The 19,242-nt window shown below is 54.4% G+C and carries 20 protein-coding genes; 4 read left to right on the top strand and 16 right to left on the bottom strand.

Annotated features, from left to right (window positions below):
- Window positions 1–9 precede the first annotated feature (9 nt).
- Window positions 10–639, bottom strand: coding sequence for a response regulator (locus tag OEZ10_07380; GenBank protein ID MDH5632802.1), 630 nt, complete (start codon window positions 637–639; stop codon window positions 10–12).
- 501 nt (window positions 640–1,140) lie between these two features.
- On the opposite strand from OEZ10_07380, the gene OEZ10_07375 reads away from it, so the two are divergent.
- Window positions 1,141–1,587, top strand: a complete 447-nt coding sequence (locus OEZ10_07375) for a hypothetical protein (protein MDH5632801.1) — start codon at window positions 1,141–1,143, stop codon at window positions 1,585–1,587.
- Between the two features lie 73 nt (window positions 1,588–1,660).
- Here OEZ10_07375 and OEZ10_07370 read toward each other — a convergent pair whose 3' ends face one another.
- The 3 genes from OEZ10_07370 to OEZ10_07360 form a co-directional block, all read right to left on the bottom strand.
- The gene (locus OEZ10_07370; protein ID MDH5632800.1) at window positions 1,661–2,950 is read right to left on the bottom strand and encodes a citrate synthase; all 1,290 of its coding nucleotides are present in this window, start codon (window positions 2,948–2,950) and stop codon (window positions 1,661–1,663) included.
- A 242-nt stretch (window positions 2,951–3,192) separates the two neighbouring features.
- Complete coding sequence (gene dacB, locus OEZ10_07365; protein ID MDH5632799.1) at window positions 3,193–4,623, bottom strand: D-alanyl-D-alanine carboxypeptidase/D-alanyl-D-alanine-endopeptidase; 1,431 nt, start codon at window positions 4,621–4,623, stop codon at window positions 3,193–3,195.
- A 17-nt stretch (window positions 4,624–4,640) separates the two neighbouring features.
- Window positions 4,641–5,537, bottom strand: coding sequence for a hypothetical protein (locus tag OEZ10_07360; GenBank protein MDH5632798.1), 897 nt, complete (start codon window positions 5,535–5,537; stop codon window positions 4,641–4,643).
- Between the two features lie 109 nt (window positions 5,538–5,646).
- Between OEZ10_07360 and OEZ10_07355 the strand changes: the two genes are divergently transcribed.
- From OEZ10_07355 to OEZ10_07345, 3 genes are all read left to right on the top strand, one after another.
- On the top strand, window positions 5,647–6,555 hold the full coding sequence (locus tag OEZ10_07355) for a hypothetical protein (protein MDH5632797.1): 909 nt from the start codon (window positions 5,647–5,649) through the stop codon (window positions 6,553–6,555).
- A gap of 155 nt (window positions 6,556–6,710) precedes the next feature.
- Window positions 6,711–8,744 (top strand): UvrD-helicase domain-containing protein, encoded by a 2,034-nt coding sequence (locus OEZ10_07350; GenBank protein ID MDH5632796.1) that lies wholly within the window; start codon window positions 6,711–6,713, stop codon window positions 8,742–8,744.
- A gap of 109 nt (window positions 8,745–8,853) precedes the next feature.
- On the top strand, window positions 8,854–9,624 hold the full coding sequence (locus OEZ10_07345) for a hypothetical protein (GenBank protein MDH5632795.1): 771 nt from the start codon (window positions 8,854–8,856) through the stop codon (window positions 9,622–9,624).
- Window positions 9,625–9,628: 4 nt separating this feature from the next.
- On the opposite strand, the gene greB is transcribed toward OEZ10_07345, so the two are convergent.
- From greB to rpsP, 12 genes are all read right to left on the bottom strand, one after another.
- The gene (gene greB, locus OEZ10_07340; GenBank protein ID MDH5632794.1) at window positions 9,629–10,135 is read right to left on the bottom strand and encodes a transcription elongation factor GreB; all 507 of its coding nucleotides are present in this window, start codon (window positions 10,133–10,135) and stop codon (window positions 9,629–9,631) included.
- Window positions 10,135–10,659, bottom strand: coding sequence for a GNAT family N-acetyltransferase (locus OEZ10_07335; protein ID MDH5632793.1), 525 nt, complete (start codon window positions 10,657–10,659; stop codon window positions 10,135–10,137). Before OEZ10_07335 ends, greB begins: the two co-directional genes overlap by 1 nt.
- Window positions 10,660–10,682: 23 nt before the next feature.
- The gene (locus tag OEZ10_07330) at window positions 10,683–11,765 is read right to left on the bottom strand and encodes a mechanosensitive ion channel family protein (GenBank protein ID MDH5632792.1); all 1,083 of its coding nucleotides are present in this window, start codon (window positions 11,763–11,765) and stop codon (window positions 10,683–10,685) included.
- An 82-nt stretch (window positions 11,766–11,847) separates the two neighbouring features.
- Window positions 11,848–12,744 carry a site-specific tyrosine recombinase XerD gene (gene xerD / locus OEZ10_07325; protein MDH5632791.1) on the bottom strand — a complete coding sequence of 299 codons (897 nt, stop codon included), beginning with the start codon at window positions 12,742–12,744 and terminating at the stop codon, window positions 11,848–11,850.
- Window positions 12,731–13,219, bottom strand: a complete 489-nt coding sequence (locus tag OEZ10_07320; protein ID MDH5632790.1) for a methylated-DNA--[protein]-cysteine S-methyltransferase — start codon at window positions 13,217–13,219, stop codon at window positions 12,731–12,733. The genes xerD and OEZ10_07320 overlap by 14 nt, the downstream gene beginning before the upstream one ends.
- Entirely contained in the window at window positions 13,165–15,081 is a 1,917-nt protein-coding gene (locus tag OEZ10_07315) for a hypothetical protein (GenBank protein ID MDH5632789.1), read from the bottom strand. The genes OEZ10_07320 and OEZ10_07315 overlap by 55 nt, the downstream gene beginning before the upstream one ends.
- A gap of 74 nt (window positions 15,082–15,155) precedes the next feature.
- Window positions 15,156–15,758 carry a porin family protein gene (locus tag OEZ10_07310; protein ID MDH5632788.1) on the bottom strand — a complete coding sequence of 201 codons (603 nt, stop codon included), beginning with the start codon at window positions 15,756–15,758 and terminating at the stop codon, window positions 15,156–15,158.
- A gap of 651 nt (window positions 15,759–16,409) precedes the next feature.
- A complete protein-coding gene (locus tag OEZ10_07305) occupies window positions 16,410–17,165 on the bottom strand; it encodes an ATP-binding protein (GenBank protein ID MDH5632787.1) in 756 nt (251 codons plus the stop codon).
- Between the two features lie 151 nt (window positions 17,166–17,316).
- Window positions 17,317–17,661 carry a 50S ribosomal protein L19 gene (gene rplS / locus OEZ10_07300; protein ID MDH5632786.1) on the bottom strand — a complete coding sequence of 115 codons (345 nt, stop codon included), beginning with the start codon at window positions 17,659–17,661 and terminating at the stop codon, window positions 17,317–17,319.
- On the bottom strand, window positions 17,654–18,421 hold the full coding sequence (trmD, locus tag OEZ10_07295) for a tRNA (guanosine(37)-N1)-methyltransferase TrmD (protein ID MDH5632785.1): 768 nt from the start codon (window positions 18,419–18,421) through the stop codon (window positions 17,654–17,656). Before trmD ends, rplS begins: the two co-directional genes overlap by 8 nt.
- 9 nt (window positions 18,422–18,430) lie before the next feature.
- Entirely contained in the window at window positions 18,431–18,961 is a 531-nt protein-coding gene (gene rimM, locus OEZ10_07290; protein MDH5632784.1) for a ribosome maturation factor RimM, read from the bottom strand.
- 9 nt (window positions 18,962–18,970) lie between these two features.
- Window positions 18,971–19,213 carry a 30S ribosomal protein S16 gene (gene rpsP, locus OEZ10_07285; protein MDH5632783.1) on the bottom strand — a complete coding sequence of 81 codons (243 nt, stop codon included), beginning with the start codon at window positions 19,211–19,213 and terminating at the stop codon, window positions 18,971–18,973.
- Window positions 19,214–19,242 lie beyond the last annotated feature (29 nt).

Raw genomic sequence — 19,242 nt, 5'->3', positions numbered from 1 at the left:
ATTGTCGCCTCAACCTTGTGCCGGCTTCAGCCTGTCGAGCATGCGATTGGCCTGATCAGTAGCATCAACCAGATCTGCCGCCACATCTCGAAGCGGGCGACGCTCATCGCGCGCCAGCCGTCGCAATGCATCATATGCGCGGTCACTGGCAAAACCCTGGCGCGCCATAATGATGCCAACCGCGGTGCTGACAATTCGACTGCGTTCCAGGCCCTCGCGAAGATCGGACTCGCTGTTGATCAGGGCATTGACCTCGCCAAAGCGAGCCAGGGCAGCCTCGATACTGGGCACCAACTGGTTGACATCCACCGGCTTTACCAGGTAGCCAGACACCCCAAGCTTGATAGCCTCGTCCACCAGCGCCTTGTCGTCGTACGCGGATAACATAATGATTGGACAATAGGCTTCGGCCAGCATCTGCTGTGCTACTTCCGGCCCAGTCATACCAGGCATTCGGTAATCCAGCACCACCAGGTCCGGTGTATGTTCCCGAAATCGCTCCAGCGCCGGCTCACCGGAATCCGCCGTCGTCACCCGGTAGCCTTGTTGCTGCAATCCGGTGGCCAATGTGGCCAGAACCAGACGATCGTCATCCACCAACAAAATGTGGGTGGACGCGTGTGCGTCACTTTGTCCCATAAATGCATCCCTTGAACATCATCTTTACCGAAAGCCTGAGTCTACGTCGGAACGTAGTGCAATTAACACATTCGAGAGCCGGTTTTTTACCCTGCTATCAGGACGATAACACTGCCGGGCTTTGTCACCCAGTCGCCCTGTTGGGTCAGATTCAATTCCGACTATGGTAGTAGGTTGCTCCAACCCATCAAGAAAATTCTCGCCTAAATAGCCATTTTCTAGACGATTACACGCGGTAAATGTTGCTCGATAAATACAGCAATTTCCTTACATATCGTGGCATAAATCTTGCTGTAAAAAATTGTTACAAGCTGCGGAATAAAGTGGCAGATAACCGGGTCAAAATTTACAAGCACATGAGAAACCCTGGGCTGCCGCCAACAAGACTCAATATAAAAAACTATTTTTTACGCAGATAAAGACGCAGAAATATTAAGGGGGTTTGTTGTAATGTCTTGCGCTACACTAAGTAATGATAATAACCAATGGGTTGCAGGCAAAATGGAAGACCGACGAAGAGACCGAACACCAATTACCGAATTGGCACTCGGCAAACAACTGGAACATGTGGCTGAAGAAGGCGGTTTCAGTGATGTTGTCGTAGCCACTCACGACGGGTTAATGCTGGCAGAAGCCGCCACTCACGGCCGCGGCGAACAACTGGCTGCCATGGCCGGCTCACTGTGGGAGATGCGTCACACCCTGACCCAAAAAGGCTGCCCGAACGACATTACCGTGCACCGCATGTTGCGCGAAGATGGCAGCTGCATTTCGGCCCGGTTCTTCAGCTATATGGACCAGGACCTGGTGCTGATGCTCACTTCTCCCCCCGATGCAAATGAGAAGGCGTATATCGAACGCCTGTCAAACGGTATCCAGCGGATCCTGTACGAAGTAAGTGATGAAATCGTCAAAGCTGATGACGGGCGAGACAAATTCCGGAGCTAGTCATTGCCGCTTCAGCAGGCAGATCAAAAGCGCAACCTCGTGAGTGGTTGCGCTTTTTGTTTGAATAACCGGTTCAGCCCTTGAATTCCGGGTGGTTGCGTTTCGGTGAGCCCACGTACAACTGCCGCGGCCGATCAATACCGTGATCAGGATCATTGTGCAGCTCCAGCCAGTGACTGACCCATCCCGATGTACGCGACAACGCAAAAATCACGGTGAACATATTGGTCGGCAAACCCATGGCTTTCAGCAAAATACCTGAATAGAAATCCACGTTGGGATAGAGCTTGCGCTGTACAAAGTACTCATCTTCTAGCGCAATTTCTTCCAGGCGTACGGCAATTTCCAACAACGGGTCATCAATACCGAGATGCTCCAGGACCTCCCGAGCGGTTTTCTGGATAACCTTGGCGCGTGGATCAAAATTCTTGTACACGCGGTGGCCAAAACCCATCAGCCGGAATGGATCATTCTTGTCCTTGGCGCGGGCAATGGCTGACGGAATATTCTGCACCGTACCAATCTCCTCGAGCATGTTCAGCACCGCCTCGTTGGCACCGCCGTGGGCAGGCCCCCAAAGACTGGCAATGCCGGATGCTACGCAGGCGAACGGATTGGCACCGCTGGACGCTGCCAGGCGGACGGTTGATGTCGATGCATTTTGCTCATGATCGGCATGAAGAATGAATATCTTGTCCATGGCCCGGGCCAGGATCGGATCGACTTCGTACTCCTCCATGGGGGTACCAAACATCATTTGCAGGAAATTTTCTGTATAGCCAAGCGCAGTCTTGGGATAACGATGAGGCCGACCGATATTGTAAAGGTAGCTGGTAGCCGCAATCATCGGCATCTTGGCCACCAGGCGAATGGCCGCCTGGACACGCTGATCCGGATCATGAATGTCCACGTGCTCGTGGTAGAACGCTGACAATGCACCGACCACGCCCACCATAACCGCCATCGGATGCGCATCTCGACGGAAGCCACGGAAAAACTGCAGCACCTGGTCGTGCAGCATGGCGCAGTGGCAAATATCATCGTGGAAACCCGACAGTTCTTCAGCTGTCGGCAGTTCACCAAACATCAACAGGTAAGCAACTTCCAGGTAGCTCGAGTGCTGCGCCAGCTGCTCTATAGGATAGCCCCGATACAACAAAATACCGTTGTCACCGTCGACATAAGTGATGGCACTTTTGCACGAGGCCGTGGAGCGAAAACCGGGGTCAAATGCCAGCATGTCGTGCTTGGCATACAGCTTTTGAATATCGATGGCTTGCGGACCCAGCACCCCGTCCAGAACAGGCAGGCTGTCTTCCGTTGCTGAGTCGGTAATAGTCGCATTCACATATTTCTGCGGCATCAATGTTATCCTTTCATTCGCCAGTTCTCGCCCGGCCCAGCCTGCGATTTCCGTAGATAGAGACCGTATCAACCAGGATTCCAGCCAAAAGCGAGCTGCATATAATAGTCGCGCTTGTTAATAAACGCAGCACCCAAAATATAGGCGAATTTTGTGTCGCTAAAATCGGTTAAATTGTGAAGATTTGTCGACAAATATTGCAAACTTCAGGAGCATTGCGAAGTACCCGTAATGTGAAGGAATTATTCGAGCCCGGATTCGAGGCTGGCTTGGCTGAATATCCAGCTCAGAACAGCAGACTGTAACCGCTCACCCGCCCGATGCGGCGCAGACGCATGGTTATGCAGAATCACCACGACCCAGCGTTGTTGATGTTGATCCAGAACATAGCCGGCAAGCCCGCGCACATCGTCAAGCAGACCGGTCTTGGCGTGCACCCTGCCCGTTGCCGGTGAATCGGCAAATCGCGTTGCCAGGGTGCCGTCAGTTCCAACAATGGGCAGCGACGCCATCAACTCCGGCATGCGCGGACTGGAATATGCTGCCAACAATAATCGACCCATGTGCTGGCTGCTGATCCGGGTTTCGCGCGACAACCCTGCTCCATTGTCCAGAACCAGCCCGGGGTCATCGAGACCTCGCCCAGCCAGCCATTCACGAATCACAGCAACGCCCTTTTCGGTCGTACCCGGCACACCGCCACGCTCGGCGGCGAGGGTCAGCAGCAACTGGCGGGTCATGACATTGTTGCTGTACTTGTTAATGGACCGAATGATCTCGGGAAGCGGTTGGGATGTTTTCTGAAAATACAGGTTCGCGGACCCGGGAACCGGTGCCTTGAGCAATCTGCCCTCGAACCGCCCCCCAAGCTCCTGCCACAAGGAACGAAACACCCCGCGGATATATTGACCGGAATCTGTCACCACGCGATACATGCTCTTGTCGCCACAGGCCCGATCATAGCGACCACTAAAACGGATTACGTCATCCTTGCCATTGGCCACATCCATGTGCACGCGACTTTTCCAGTTACGGCAACCACCCTTTCCTACCTTTAGCCGATTCACAATCTGCAGGCCCGGATCCGGATCGGCGACAATCTGGACTGATTGATTATCCGGGCCCGGCCGGAACAGGAAATTTACAGACTGAAAATTAAGCATGAATGCTGATGGCGCAACATTATAAGAACGATGTGGCTGACCATCAAAACCGCCCGGATCAACGGCTTCCGTTTCAAAATAGGTGTCATCCAGCACCAGATCACCATTGATTCGCTTTAGCCCGCGATAACGCACTTCCCGCAACAGGCGCCAGAATTGCTCGCTGACCAGGTACGGGTCACCATAGCCCTTGAGATACAGATTGCCATTCAGGGTTTCGTGCTCGGGCGCCGCCTGGGTATAGACCTCGGTTTTCCAGGTAAAGTCCGGACCGAGCAACTCCAGGGCAGCGAACGTGGTCAGCAATTTTATGGTTGACGCCGGGTTGCGTGGCACATCATCGAGCCAGGCCAATCTTGGTCCGGGTTCACCGATTCGATGAATGTAAATCGACACACTGTTTTGCGGGATGCGACTTTCCTGCATGGTCTTTTTGATTGTTGTCGGCAGCGCAGATTGGGCGCGAGCCGCAACCGGCGACATACCCAGGCACACAGCCACCAAAATCATCAAGAGTCTGTCCATAGTCACCTTGCCAGGAATGCCGCGATCACCCTGCTAACCTCGGGATGAACAAGATAACCGTAGGATCGATGGACATTCAGCCCGTCCTCGTTGCGGAACCAGGTATACACGTTTTCGTAGATATCGATGATGTCGCCGCGGACATACTGCCCGATCATACCGGAAAAATCATCTGCCAAGGTTTTATCCAGTGACACCAGGTCGCCTTCAGCAGCTATATTGGTCCAGTGGCCGATATTGCCGGGATATCGACGCCCGTGCCCGTTTTCCCAGCCAAGCAAACGACACTGGACAAAATGCGATCCGAGCGGGCTGCCTATGGTCAAAAAGTCGACCAATCCCTTGTTGTGCTCTTCGTGCCATAATTCCCAAAGTGCGTCATAGGCAATAACGGAGCCCATGCTGTGGCCTATAACCAGTACCTCGCGGTCCGCCGCGAACGCCTCACGCAGGGGTGCTTTTACATACTCCCGTACGCGACAGGCAATCTTGTTCTGGTTACAAAAATAGCGCCAGGTATCAGCAACGGATTCTCGCACGACCGGGTCCGGAATCCAGCGGATCAACCACGGAAACCGGTCAGCGAGGCCAATCCAGATCCCGGCCATGCGGGTTCGCCAGTGACGGGCCTGTTGTTTTTCAGGGAGGCTGGCCGCTTCGCGCTCAAGCATAAGCTCAATCCAGGGCCAATCCCGACTTTCATCCCGATGTTCCGCGTAATAACTGAAATTCCAGGGCGCCACCTCGAGTATTTGTTCACACCGCTCGAGCCTGTTCGCCTGTGTCGCTGCAATTCTGCGCAAGCCACCGGCCATGGCCAGGCGCAATAAGGCCAGGTGTTCCGCGGCAGGCGGTTTCGGGTGTTTTCCGGGTACAAACAGAATCAAGGGTTCGGTCATGGCTTTCCAGGATTACCGGTCAAACCCGGCAACGGCGCCCGTTTGTTGTACTGGTAAACTATGTAACAATGGAGTACGTCGTCAAGCTCTGCAACGGAAAACCGCAACCGTGACTCCTCCTGAAGCCAGACAGACTGACCCCAACATCCTGATTATAGGATACGGCGAGATGGGTCACGCCTTTGAATTCCTGCTAGGCCTGCACGCATCGTTACACATCTGGCATCGCCACCTGGATAACGCCGACGCTCAACTGCGGTCCTGGAGCCGGGCAGCCAGCCATATCTATTTTTGCCTGCCGGCCACTGCACTGGCACGCGTATCCAAACTGGTTGAGCCTGACCCGGTCAACAACCCGGTATGCGCCGCCATCGCCAAGGGCCTGGATGACGAGGGTCGCATGCCTGTTGAAATCCTGGCAAGCCGGTTCAGCCGTCGTGCCGGCTATGGCGTCATTTATGGACCCATGATTGCCGAGGAGATAGTTGCCGGCAAACCCGGCTTCGCTCATGTTGCTGCTGACAACCATGATCATGCCCGGGCCATTATGCGCTGTTTCCGTCACACTGCCCTGACACTGCAACCCCATGATGACATGATCGGCCTGTCATGGTCGGCAATTATGAAAAACGTCTACGCCATCCTGTTTGGCCTGGCTGACGGCCTCGGTCTTGGTGACAACAGTCGTGGTGCATTGCTGGTCAAAACCATGGCAGAACTGAAACAGGTATTGCAGTCCGTGGACGCAGCACCCGACAGCGCCTGGTCACTCGGCGGACTGGGCGACCTGGTCACTACCGCGACCAGTGCCGGTTCGCATCATCATGAGCTCGGGTTGATGCTGGCACGCGGCGACACAACCGCGCTGACTGGCGAAGGTCCGCACACCATCAGGCTTCTGGCAGAAAAACAACTCATCGACCTGGCACAATTTCCACTGGCACAATGTGTCGAGAGTATTCTTGCCAATCCTGCCCCGAAAACAATTAATCAATTCGTCGGGATTCTGCAATCCTGATACGGTCGCCTGAAGGCGCACAATCGGCGGGAAAAATCAATCTACCGCAGAAGTTGTCCAGCCGGTAATATCTGCGACTACATCACTTGCTGTGCGCTCATCCATTTCGATGCTCGTGCCGTGCAAACAGAACAGTCGCGCAGGAAACCAGTCGTTTGTCTCAACTCAACCCGCAACAACTGAAGGCCGTTCGCCATATCGACGGGCCATTGCTGGTACTGGCCGGTGCCGGCAGCGGCAAAACTTCTGTTATCACCCAAAAGATTGCCTGGCTGATCAATGACAAGGGTTTTCCGGCTGACAGCATCTACGCTGTGACATTTACCAACAAGGCGGCGCGGGAAATGCGTGAACGTGTAACACGCCTGCTGGGCAAGGAAGGCAGCGAAGGCCTGCATGTATCGACGTTTCACTCGCTTGGCCTGCGCATAATCCGGGAGGATGCCGAGACACTCGGCTACAAGAAAAACTTCTCCATCCTGGATTCCGATGATTGCGCCAACATTGTTCGCGACATACTTCGCAATGATCTCAGCGGTGACAAGTCACTTCCTGACCAGGTGCGCTGGCATATCTCTTCCTGGAAAAACGAACTGGTATCTCCGGATGATGCGATCAATCACTGTGATGCCCAGCCGGTAAAGAGCCTGGCGGCACGCGTCTACCCGCTGTACCAGCAACAATTGCAGGCTTTTAACGCGCTGGATTTTGATGACCTTATCCTGCTGCCGGTCAGGCTGTTTAATGAACATCCTGAACATCTCAACAAGTGGCGCAGGCGAATTCGCTACCTGCTGGTCGATGAATACCAGGATACCAACAGCTGCCAGTACAGCCTGGTTCAACAACTGGTATCTGCACATCATGGTCTGACAGTTGTTGGTGACGATGATCAGTCCATCTATACCTGGCGTGGCGCCCGCCCGGAAAACCTGGCACTGCTCAACGAAGACTTCAATAACCTGACGGTCATCAAGCTCGAACAAAACTATCGTTCGAGCGGTCGCGTTCTCAAGGCCGCCAACGCAGTGATCGCAAACAATACGCATGTTTTCGAGAAACGGCTGTGGAGCGAACTGGGATACGGCGACCCCATTCGTATCCTGCCTGCCGACAATGAAGAACGTGAGGCCGAACTGGTTATTGCTGATATCCAGGCGCAGCTTTTTCAGAAAAAACTCCGGTACAACGACTTTGCCATTCTTTATCGAAGCAATCACCAGTCGCGCGTTCTGGAAAAGGTATTGCGCGAACGCGGTATCCCCTACTACCTTAGCGGAGGCACATCATTTTTTGATCGTGCTGAAATCAAGGACCTTGTTGCCTATCTAAGACTGATCAGCAATCCTGATGATGATGCGGCGTTCTTGCGATGCGTCGAGACACCAAAGCGCCACATCGGCCCTGCCACCCTGAGCAAGCTGGGTCATTATGCCGGTTCGCGGCATGTCAGCCTGTTGCGCGCGTGTTCCGAACTGGGACTCGAACAGGTTCTGCAGTCAAATGCCATTGCCAGGCTGCGACATTTTTCCGACTGGATAGGCGAGCTGGCCAACGACGCCATGATGGAAAGCGATGATGACGATGTTGATGCCAATGCCGGCCAGGTATTTGATCGCCTGCTCAAGGACATTGACTATGAAAACTGGCTGCGCGAATTACACAAGGACAGCAAGGCGGTAAAACGTCGTATGGAAAATGTCAACGAACTCCGCGACTGGATACACAACATGTGCGCCGGTGACAAGAACCCGAGCCTGAGGCGCGTGGTCGCCAACCTGGTTCTGCGCGACATGCTGGATCGCAGTGACGATGATGCTGCCGATAACCAGGTTGCCTTGATGACGCTGCACGCGGCCAAGGGCCTCGAATTTCCCCATGTTTACATGATCGGCATGGAAGAAAACATCCTGCCACATCATAACAGTCTTGACGAAGCCGGGATTACCGAGGAACGTCGGTTGACCTATGTCGGAATTACACGCGCACAAAAAACCCTGACCATGACCTATGCGCGCAAGCGCAAGCGCGGCCCTGATCGCATTGACTGCGAGCCCAGCCGCTTTCTTGAAGAGCTGCCGCGCGAAGACCTGCACTGGTCAGGACGAGACGAGCTACCAGCAGAAGAAAAACAGGCTCGCGGCCTGGCGCATCTTGACGGCTTGCGTAACATGCTGGAAGGTGGCTGATTGCAATCCGAAAGGTCAGGCTTGGCCGACAAAACGGCATTTTAAGAACTCCACGGCTTTCAATACTTGTTATACTTCCATCACTCGAATGACAGCGAGGGATGCTGCCGTGAGAACCAGGCGCGATAAAAGACAAGGTCTTGCCCGCAAGCAGCGGAGCCAGGTACTGCAACAACACATTACGGTCAGCAGCTTTCCGGCGGTATATCGTACCCTGGCCGGCCTGCGCTTTCCGGCAGACGTAGAAGACGTTATTGAAATCCGCGACATGATCAACCAGTCACTTGATCGCGCCGAACGCTCCGCCATTGCACCAAGATTGAGCCAGCTCGACAACACCTTCACTTCTGCAATAGAACAGTCTGGCATTCATCGACAGCACCACGCCGAGAAACTGGCACGCATTCTCGTGCTGTTTCGTGAACTCCACTTCCAGCACACACTCATGTCGCGCAACCGTGAGATTCAGATTCGGCAACTCATGGCCGACAATCGCGAGGCACGGGCAAGTTCGACCAGGCTGGGCATGATTTCCATAATTTCCGCCAGTATCAGCTTTATCAGCCTGCTGGCGCTACCGGAACCAAGCTGGCTGATCAAATCGACTACCCTGGTCTTTGCTATAGCCGCGCTGGATTACTTCCAGTCATTACACATTTTTGACCGGGAATACGGCATCCTGACTAGCGAACTTAATGGAGTATTACGCGACCGCGTTGGCGCCATGAACCGGACAACACTGGCCAGAAATCTGGCGGCAGTACTGGGCTATAGCAAACACGGTGATGCGTTCCTGATTCAAACCGGTATCGACGGTTTCGGCAACAGCGTCCGGGACAAGTTACCGGGCAGCATCAACGGGTACTGGAACCAGGGTTGAATCTTCAGGAACAGGGTGACGAATAACTGACGGCTACCACCACGTACTCGCGCTCACCCTCAGGCGTTGATACCCGCACGTCATCATCAATGGACTTCTTCATCAGTGCGCGCGCCAATGGCGAATCAATACTGATCCAGCCATTTTGTAAATCGAGCTCATCAGGACCAACGACGCGATAGGTAACCGTGTTGCCCGATTCATCTTCCAGTTCCACCCACGCCCCGAAGAATACCTGCTCCGGGTTGTCTGGAACTTTACGAATGACCTTGAGATCCGGCATGCGTTTCTGCAGATAACGGATTCGACGATCTATACCGGCCAACTCTTTCTTTCTGTAGATGTATTCCGCGTTTTCGGAACGGTCGCCCTCTGCGGCAGCCGCTGCCAACGCAGCAGTGACCTCGGTGCGCTTTTGCCACAAACACCTGGTCTCATGCTGTAACGCAGCATATCCATCCGCAGTAATATACGGCGATTTGGCGGCAGCAGGTAAGCGACGACGACCCATTACAGTTCCTTGCCACCGGGATGCCCGGAATTATCAAACACGAAGACGGGTCCACTCCAGCCATCCGGTTCCAGCCTCCGGAAACTGTCCCTGGTATATCGCGATATAGCGGCCTGCCAAAACCGTATGGCCGACAGGTTCTCCTGCATTACCGCAACTTCCCACGGACCCGGAAACATATCAAACACCTGCGCCGCAGCGAGAGTGCCAACACCCTTTCCACGCCACTCTTGGCTAATATAGAAATGCGCCACTACCAGCGATGCCGGGTCCATCAAGCATTGTCGATCCAGCAGAACAAACCCGACTGATCGGTCAGAGTCGGTGACAAGCAGTGCATGCTGATCAGCGCTGGAAAAATAGGAGTCCAGGGTCGGCGTTCCATCAGGCATCAGGTAGCGACCATCTTCCGTTCGAGGAATACTGTCAACAAACGCGGTAAAATCATCAGCATATGACTGAAACATGTCTTCGATCACCGCCCGGTCATCGCGGCCGGCTTCTGTTATTTCTATCCGCTTCATGCTGCCAAACCGGAATCAACCACCTATTTGCCGCTGCCGGACTCCATCTGGTCCAGCCGCCGGGTCAACATGCCTATATAGCGCTCGATGCCATGAATGCGCCGCCCGATGATCTCGTCTTCTTCCGCTGATGCAGCCTGCGCTGATTTGGCAAGCTCCACAATCCTGTCCTTCATTTTCGCGATTTCGCTCCTGATCTCCTCGCGCGAGGAAATTTCCTCGGCCTTGGCAAACATGACCTCTTCCGGCGTACTGTCGGTTTTGCCGGACCCAGACCGCGCCGCACTTGTCTGCAGGTAAGGATCCGGAATGATTGTTTCACCTGCCGATAGCGGACGCTGGACCATATATGAAGGCGACAGAATTTCTATACCGGCGCCATGCAACACGTCTAGAACATGCTTCCTCAGGCTGGAGCGCGCAGTAACGAGAGTTTTCACATCGTTGAGAAACCCGGCGACCCGGTAGTTGACTGAAAAATCACCAAGCTCGGTAACCAGTACAAACGGATCGGTCAAACCGGCGTTTTCGGCAGCGCGCTTCATAAGCGGCTCCAGCTCGGCATGGGATATATCATAGCCAAGTGACAGGGTCGCCGAAATGATGGTTCCGGTGCTGTGTACAACGGTTACCGGGCTGGTGACAAGATACATATTGGGGAACGTGGTCAGATCCCGGTCTTCGGTCTGGATTTCAGTATGGAACAGGCCACGCTCCGTAACCCGCCCGAACTTGTCGCCAATACGAATGAAATCACCGGGCCGGAAACTCTTGATAGCACGCAACATGATACCGGCCATCATGTTGGAAACAAATGTTGCCGATGACAAGCCGATTACTGCCGTCAGCACAACACCCAGCAGGCTGAATACCTGTCCACGGGTAACATCAGACATGGGAAACATCAGCACGATGATCAGCAAACCAACCGTGGTCATCGCCAGCATCAACAACTGTCTCGGCAATATCGCCTCGGCGCCCAGTTCCCGGCGACGGCCGATCAGAAATCGATGGCTGATCCCCAGCAAAAGAACCAGGAAGCTAATTGTCGCCAATACCGGTACAAAATCGGCAAACCTGTCTGTCAACGCGTTCCAGTCAATCATCCGGCTCCTGCTCCTGTCATTTGTCTGTTTCCCGCCTGAACCTCACCAGTCAAACCTTGGCTGAAACTGTCACGAGTACATACTAGCCACGCGGATGATGCTGTTGATGCAGCGATTGTAATCGCGCCCTGGCCACATGCGTATAGATCTGCGTTGTTGAAAGGTCTGAATGGCCCAGCAACAACTGCACCACGCGCAGGTCAGCACCATGATTCAGAAGATGAGTCGCAAACGCGTGACGCAGCGTATGTGGCGACAGGCTGGTTTTAATACCTGCCTGATCAGCATAGCGCTTGATATTGGCCCAGAACGCCTGGCGGGTCATGGCACCGCCACGCGCCGTCGGGAATACATAATAACATTGACTGCTGCCGCGGATCTCCGATCGCGCGGCAGCCAGGTAACGCTGCAACCAGTCGATGGCCTCCTCGCCCAGCGGTACCAGGCGCTCCTTGCTGCCTTTTCCCATTACCCGAATAACACCGGATTCGAGGCTGACATGCCGGTATTCCAGCCCCACCAGTTCGCTGACACGCAAACCGGTGGCATAGAGCACCTCGAGCATTGCCCGATCGCGCATACCAAGTGGTTTTTCAGTATCCGGGGCTGACAGCAAAGCTTCCACCTCGGCTTCACTCAGTGTACCTGGAAGGCCACGGTTCAGCTTCGGTGAATCGATCATGGCCGATGGATCGTCCTGGCGATGACCTTCCTGCAACAGGAACCGGTAGAACCGTCTCAGGCTGGAAAGGTATCGCGCAGTCGTCCGCGGTCGGGCACCGCCGGCAACGCCGTCGGCAAGAAAACGCAATAGCTGTTCGCGCCGGGCAAGATGCAATGCCGTCTGTTCCGGTTGCAACCATTTCACCAGTTGTTCCAGGTCACGACGATAGGCAGACAAGGTGTGATCACTCAATCCGTGTTGCGACCACAACATATCAACAAAGCGATCAATCCAGTAGCCGCTATCCCCGCTCATGATCCAGCAGCCACTGCTTGACATTAATCATCCGGCCACGGGTTTTACCAGAGAACCCGCCAATGCCCGATGCGGCAACGATTCGATGACAGGGAACGATGACAGGAATCGGGTTCGATCGAAGCGCCACCCCGACGGCGCGCGGTGCGCTGCCCATCTTTCCGGCAAGGCCGCCATAGGTATCGACACTGCCTGCAGGAATCGCCAGCAACTGCGAGCGCAGCCGGTCCTGGAATTTCGTCGGTGCCGGACCCAGCGGCAAATCAAACTCGAAAGCAGAATCACGGAAATACGCATCAAGCTGGTTCCGGATTTCAACAGCAAGCGGGATACGCGAAGACCGGGCATCGTACTTGTCGCCAAGGAAATCCACCGATACCAGCTGACCGGCATCATCAGACAGGGCTATGCCCAGCTTGCCTATTGGGGTTCGAACAACAGCGGTGAATTGTTTTGGGTCTTTTGATATAGCCATAGTTGTTGTATACGCTGCTCCAGCATGCTGCGACGTCGCGCGTCATCCGTGCCACGCAGCAGCCTGGTATAAACGAACCGGGCATCATCAATCATGCCCGCCTTGGCCAGGGTCTCGGCGGCATAAAACCGTGCTGTCTGGCCCCAGATATCGCCGCCGCCCGGCTGGTTATGATACGCCGAACGCAGGTACAATTCAGCTGCCTGGGCCAGCTCACCCAGCGCCTTGTAGGAATCTGCCATCCAGTAAAACAATTCACGCTGTATCTGTTTATCGCTGATCATTGGCTGCAACTCCCCAAGCAGTGAAATTACCTCGGCATGTTTCTCCACGGCCTGCAAATCAAATAATACATTGACAGTGCGTTCTGCCAGTACGGCGGGCATTTTTTTTCCAGACTCCGCCACAAACCTGTGCAACTCACCAATAGCCGCATCATGACGCCCGGCATATACCAGGATGCGGGCCTTGCGCAGCGGCCAGACAACATCCTCATCACCCGGCTTTAACTCCTTGCCTGGTCCAGGTTTCTTTTTGCCCTTCGATTTGATCGCCTTGCCTTGCCCGGCATCAGCCAGAACAGCCTGCTCTTCTAGGCCATCAATCATGTTACCGGCCATGACAATAAGGCGCCGCTCCAGCGCATACTCGGCCAACTGGTGCCTCGTCGCCGCTGGCAGCTTGCTCACATCAGTAAACTGTTTCACCGAGAACAAAGCCAGTACAACTCGATCAAGCTCCTGATCTACCAGGTCATCGACAAGCAATGTCAACGCCTGCTCGCGCGCCTTGCCGCGCCCAGTCCTGGCCACCAGCGCCTGGATCGCCCGCGCCTGCAATGGCTTCTTCTTTCGAACCTGGTCTGCCAGCTTGAGCCACTTGTCATCATCACCGACCAGCAAACGGTTGGCATTGCCCAGTTGCTCGGCTGCCCGCTGGTAGGCCTGCCACAGATCATCGCCATCAATGTTTCCAAACGCCAGGTTGCGGTACGCCATGCCCTGGGTCTGCTGCAGCAATACTTCAAGGGCTTCAACTCGCGACCAGTATTGCTTGTCGGCAATTGCCGCCTCGGCCAACAGGCTGCGAGAATCAATAAACGATTCCGGCCTAAGCTTGACCAGTTTTACCTGGCGGGCGTTATCCACGACTTTCTTTGCCGGCAGCATGTCGCCACGCAGTGCTGCGAGTTGCTGCAGTAACCGGCTCTCATCGCGATCAATACCACTTAACAGCTTGTAGGCTTCGGCAAACTTGCCGTTCAGGATCAACACCTGGGCATGAAGCACTTTCCAGTCATAGCCAGAAGGCCGGTAGTCGGCAATGTAATGATTCAGCGCCAGGATGGCATCTTCAGCGCTACGCTCCTGCAGATAGGAACGAATCACCATCCGGCGCCAGCGCGCCACGCGGGTGCCTGTATTTTTATCCTTGGGATCATGATCGGCAAACAACAGTCGCCGCAAGTAGTCGCGCGCCCTCGCTGTCTGACTGAGATATAAACTGGCATCCGCGCCCTGTTCCCAGGCCCAGGATCGGAACGCCGGCGACACCTTGTCCGGTATGGCGTCGACCCGGGCCAGCATTGCCGCCCAGTCACGTCGATGCCGCAAAATGCTGAATCGCTGCCGCTCCCAGGGCATCCAGTCTTCAATCCACTGCTCGGGCGGCTGGTAGGCATCCACCAATCCCTGGGCCAACTGGCTGGCTCCCGACTTGGCCAGCTTGCTGACCCGCTCCAATCGCTGCTTGTGCGTTTCAGTGCCTGAAACAGGACTCTCGGCTGCCGCCGACAAAATTGGTGTCAGGAAGAGGAATACCGGTATAAATAACGAGATCGGGCGCATCATGGCGCCGACCATACCCGGAATCCGATTCCGGGAAAAGCGGATAAGCCAGTTTTTAGCGTACAGACCCGAACCAACCGAGGAGCGGCTTAGTGCACGCGATACTGGAGTCCGACAAGAAAGGTTTGGCCGGAAAAATTATATTCCATATCGCCACTGCCCAGGCCCGGTACCCTGACATACCGCCATTCAGCAAATACGGCCGCCTTCGTCTCAGGCAAAAACGCCCGGGTTCCAAGCCCGCCGAATACAGCCGCCCCCTCACCTTCATCGGAAAAACCATTGTCTCCCATATCAACATGTATAAAGCCGATCCCGGCACTCGCGAACACGTCCCAGCCCGGGGTAATTGCCCACGGGTATTTGCCCGTAACAAGGATAAACCTGGTTTTTACGCTATCTGTACTCAACGGTGTCGCTTTCCATTTATGCGCCATCTGATGGACTTCCAACCCTGCACGCCAACCTTTCTCGAGTCGCCATTCCGCACCTAACAACGTGGCGTCTGAGGACTGCTGCTCAAGCTCAGGGTCAGGTATGGTAGACCAGGTCGAAGTCGACCGACCCACGACCGGATCATCCAGGCGGTAACTCCCCTTTGACCAAAAACCAAACACCTCTGTTTCCTGGGCATACGCGGAAAAACAAGAACACCAGGAAACAACTGCACACAACCCCAATACCCGCCTCATATCGCTACTCCCATTTCCATCATTATTCAATTCCTTGCCGACGAAAAACCTTGCCAAATTAAAGCAAACTTTCTTTATTTTTACATCTTATATTTGTTAGGTCAGTCACAATAAGCCACGGCTACAGGTGACGAACTGCGTATACCGCTGAGTACTGTTACCCTTATCTTTCGGTTCTGATCGAATTCAAAACCAGTATAAATGGTGGCACCAAGTACCTGTCAGGCATTTAACAAACCAGTTTTTTAGCCGCACGAACATGGCCTATCAAATAGTATTTTCGATCTATCAAGAATTAATGCCGGTATAATCGGGCAAAAATATAACAAGGCATGGACGATATGGCTGGCACGCCGCATTGCCAGAGCGTTAAAACCAACGATGGCCAAAAACGACAACGAACTGCTCGCCCCCTGAAGCAAGAAGATTGACAATATAGCTGAAGACATGGGCAGGTTGCACCACGTTACTGTCAACCCTGTCAGCTATACCGCCATACTTGCCGTAAACGGACGGACCACTGGTAATGCAGTTGAAGACAGCTACCCCAGTTGCACCGTGTCACTGAAAACAGCTGATCGGAATGCTGCAATCTTCAACCACCAGAGGTTTGCTGTTGCCTTGCTCGCCACGCTGCGCGTCTATCAATCATTATCCATCAAAAAAGGCATTAAAGAATTGCCTGGCGGTACGACCACTGCGCGACGCGCGTATGCGGGCAAAGTCCAGCGCCGCCTCGTGCAGCACCTGCCTGCTGCCCGGGTACTGAGGAAAGTAACTGTCGACGATTGCCAGGTACTCTTCAATATTCGGCTGGTAAAATGACAGCCACAAGCCGAATCGATCCGACAGGGATATCTTCTCTTCAATGGCATCGGAATAATGTATCTCCCGTTCGCCAACTCTGGATGCGAGGTTATCACCCATGGATTCCGGCACCAGGTGGCGCCGGTTGGAGGTTACATAAAGAATCACGTTGTCCGGTGTTTTTTCAATAGAGCCCTCAAGAATGGTTTTCAGCGCAATGTAGGAATGCTCATTAGGCTCAAAAGAAAAGTCATCGCAGTAAATCACGAATCGCTGCGGCAAGTTACGTATTTCATCTACAATATCGGGCAAGTGTTGCAAATCATTCTTGTACACCTCGATCAGTCGCAGACCCTGGTCCCTGTAGGCATTGAACACAGCCTTGATGAGTGATGACTTACCGGTACCACGCGCACCCCACAACAACGCATTGTTGGCAGGCCTCGATGCCACAAAGCGCTGCGTATTTTTCACCAACTCTGCCTTCTGCCGATCAATGCCGACGAGATCATCCAGCGCAACCGGGTCCAGCTCCATCACCGGGCGCAGAACCTGTTTTTGTTGCCGCCAGACAGCCGCACTCGTTTCAGACCAGTTAATTGCCATAAGCCGGTACTATAACCGAAATTTTTCCTTCAATACGAGCGGCAGTGCCGTGAAAACCACTGTTGAACTCCGCAGTTACCCCGGAATAGAAAACAAAAAAAGCCCCGCGATGCGGGGCTTTTGCATGACTGCTTCGACCGGAAATTTACAGCTTTTCCTTGATACGCGCAGACTTGCCTGAACGTTCGCGCAGGTAGTAAAGCTTGGCACGGCGCACTGCACCGCGACGCTTGACGTCAACCTGGGCAACAATCGGGCTGTATACCGGGAACACACGCTCAACACCTTCGCCGTAGGAAATCTTGCGAACAGTAAAGGAGGAGTTAAAGCCGTTATTGCGACGGGCGATGACTACGCCTTCGAACACCTGCAGACGTTCACGATCGCCTTCCTTGACCTTTACATGCACAGCAACGGTATCACCCGGGGCGAAATCCGGTAGCTTGCGCTCCATCTGTGCGGCTTCAATTTCTTTGATTACGTTACTCATCTTCTGTCTCCCGACACGTTATCTCTTCGCGGTATTCCTGCTGAAACGCTTTCAACAGGGACTGCTGTTCATCGTTTAACCTGATCTGCTCAAGTAGCTCCGGCCGCCTTAACCAGGTTCGGCCCAGCGCCTGTTTTAGTCGCCATTGCCGAATCAACTCGTGGTTGCCCGACAACAGCACTTCCGGTACCCGGCGACCTTCAAATTCTTCCGGTCGCGTGTAGTGGCCACAATCAAGAAGACCCTCTACAAATGAATCCTGTTGTGCCGAATTTTCATCCCCCAGCACACCGGGGAGTTGCCTGGCCATCGCATCAATCAGCACCATGGCCGGTAGTTCGCCGCCGGACAGGACGTAGTCACCGATGGACCACTCCTCGTCTACCTCGGCTTCGATAATGCGTTCATCAATGCCTTCGTAGCGGCCGGCCAGCAGGATCAGCCCTGCCAGGCCGGATAACTCGCAAACCGCCTGGTGGTTCAGCGGTGTCCCCTGGGGTGACAGGTAAATTACCTTTGCCCCGGGCAACGCCTTGCGAGCATCGCGAATTGCTGCCGTCAGCGGTTCTGCCAGCATTACCATGCCTGGTCCACCGCCGTATGGCCGATCATCCACTGTTCGATGGCGATCGTGCGTGTAGTCTCGCGGGTTTCGGGTGCCAATTTGCAGCAGCCCGTTCTCTACCGCCCGTCCCGTAATGCCGTAGCGGCGCACCGCGTCAAACATTTCAGGAAAGATGCTGATAATTTCTACACGCATATCAGCATCCTAAAAATCCTTGCCCCAATCGACCGTCATCGTGCCGGCCTTGAGGTCCACCTTTTGTACCACCTGTGGCACATAGGGTATCAGGCGCTCTTCCCCGGTACCGTCTTCCGCCTGGCCCTGGACCACCAACACATCGTTGGCTCCGGTTTCCATCAGCCGTTCCACGGCGCCGAGCGATTCGCCCTGCAGATTCATCACTTGCAGCCCTTCCAGCTGCCACCAGTAATACTCCCCTTCGGGAAGTGCCGGCAATTGATCGCGATGAATGGCGATCTCGTACTCGATCAGCTTTGCTGCCTGATCGCGGTCATCTATTCCATCCAGCTTGGCAACCAGGCCGTGGCCATGTTCCTGCCCTGCTGTTACCTCGACTTGCCGCCAGCTGCCGTTTTGTCCGATCAACCAGGGGCTGTAGTCGAGAATTCCGTCACGCGGCCGGGTTTCGGAAAAAATCCTGACCCATCCGCGCACACCGAACAGTCCAACAATCCTCCCCAGAACCAGGGGTTCGGACGTCGACTGCCCGATCATTTGCCCCCGTTAGGCCGCTGCTTGCTTCAGCAGCTTGGCAACAGTCTCTGACGGCTTGGCGCCAACGCCCAACCAGTAGTTGGCACGATCAACATCCAGGCGCAGCTGTTCTTCGTTGCCGGTCGCACGCGGGTTGTAAAAACCCAGCTGTTCAATGTTGCGTGCACGCGGGGTACGGCGGCTATCCGCTACCACGATGCGGTAAAACGGGGCTTTTTTAGCGCCACCACGAGCCAATCGAATTGTGACCATTCGCTTCCTCTTAAAAATACGTTCCAGAT

Source organism: Gammaproteobacteria bacterium (assembly GCA_029880545.1).
Lineage (GTDB): Bacteria > Pseudomonadota > Gammaproteobacteria > Acidiferrobacterales > SZUA-150 > JAOUOD01.
Note: the sequence above shows the minus strand (reverse complement) of the source record. Positions and strands in the feature narration are given on the sequence as shown.